We start from the raw sequence: 801 nt of genomic DNA, 5'->3' as shown, positions 1-801 counted from the left end.
GCGCGACCGGGTGATCTTCTCCTACGGCGTGGTCCAGGCGATCGGCCGTCTGACGGTGCGCTACACCGCGGTGCCGGTGGCGGTCTACAGCGCCAAGGTCCACTACGACCAGGTCAAGGATCTCTGGTACGGCGTCCGCTCACCGGATGGCCGCTGACAGTGGGATCTGGCGCATGCCAAAGAAGCCGCGCGATCTGGCACAGCTGGATTGGGAAGATATCCGTCTCTTTCTGGTCGTGACGCAAGCGGGATCGATCCGAGCCGCGGCCAAGCGGCTCGACGTGCATCATTCCACCGTGGCCCGCCGTGTACTTAAACTTGAAGAAGCCCTTAACCAGCGTTTGATTTGTGCAGGTTCGGCGGGTGTTTCGGCATGTCACCTAACGCCGAAAGGTCATACCCTGCTCGAGCTTGCGCAATCGATGTTTGATGCTGCAGAAAAAATAAATCATCTAAAATATCATCATATTGCCTAATGTTTAAGAAAAAATGACGAATATTTTAGTGTTTTAGCTCGGAAATACATAGTCTAGATTTTGAGAATACCTAAAACTGCTCACCTCATACCGTTCAGTTCTAGCCATCATATCGACTAAGATTTCTCGAAAAGGCCTCACCGCTGAATGGCTCATCCTTCTGCTCTCGTCGTTCCTATCATTTTGTGCGGCGGCTCGGGCACGCGGCTGTGGCCGGTATCGCGCGAGAGCATGCCCAAGCAGTTCGCGCGGCTGGTGGACGCGTCGGAATCGACGTTCCAGGCCACCGCGCGGCGGGTGGGCGACGCGGCGGTCTTCGCCCGGC

At 56.3% G+C, this 801-nt stretch carries 2 protein-coding genes and 1 pseudogene; all 3 read left to right on the top strand.

Annotation, left to right across the window (positions count from 1 at the left end):
• Positions 1-157: pseudogene (locus MKK70_RS14870) on the top strand (channel protein TolC); the annotation flags it as partial.
• A gap of 16 nt (positions 158-173) precedes the next feature.
• Positions 174-476 carry a LysR family transcriptional regulator gene (locus MKK70_RS14865; protein WP_243948664.1) on the top strand — a complete coding sequence of 101 codons (303 nt, stop codon included), beginning with the start codon at positions 174-176 and terminating at the stop codon, positions 474-476.
• A 147-nt stretch (positions 477-623) separates the two neighbouring features.
• Positions 624-801: sugar phosphate nucleotidyltransferase (locus tag MKK70_RS14860; protein WP_243948665.1), on the top strand; the 178-nt coding region annotated here is incomplete at its 3' end.

Source organism: Methylobacterium sp. E-041 (assembly GCF_022829665.1).
GTDB lineage: Bacteria > Pseudomonadota > Alphaproteobacteria > Rhizobiales > Beijerinckiaceae > Methylobacterium.
This window is presented reverse-complemented; position numbering and strand designations above follow the sequence as displayed.

Coding starts and splice junctions, on each gene's coding strand:
- MKK70_RS14865 (WP_243948664.1), top strand. CDS start 174: ATGCCAAAGAAGCCGCGCGATCTGGCACAGCTGGATTGGGAAGATATC.